Annotated in this window: 1 protein-coding gene; it reads left to right on the plus strand. The window is 66.3% G+C overall.

Annotated elements, in window-relative coordinates:
• A partial coding sequence (locus tag BJL95_RS25380; RefSeq protein WP_175463781.1) for a YDG domain-containing protein occupies window positions 1-344 on the plus strand: 344 nt, incomplete at both ends.

Raw genomic sequence — 344 nt, forward strand, 5'->3', positions numbered from 1 at the left:
GTCAGCCTGACCGGCAGCCGGACCTATAACGGCAGCACCAACGTGGCGGCCGGCATCTTCTCGGCGGGGAGTTTGGTCGGTAGCGAAACCCTGAACCTGAGCGGCACCGGCACCATTGCCAGCAAAAACGTCGGCACCGGCAAAGCGGTGACGCTGGGGACTTTGGCGCTGGCCGACGGCACGAACGGCGGCTTGGCCAGCAACTACACGCTGAGCGGCGGCACCCATACCGCGGATATTTCAGCCGCCAGCTTGACCGTCAGTACCAGCGACGTTAGCAAGGCCTACGACGGCGGCACCACGGCGGCCGGCACCGCAACCATCACGAGCGGCTCGCTGTACGG

It is taken from the genome of Methylomonas sp. LWB (assembly GCF_001856095.1).
Classification (GTDB): Bacteria; Pseudomonadota; Gammaproteobacteria; order Methylococcales; family Methylomonadaceae; genus Methylomonas; species Methylomonas koyamae_A.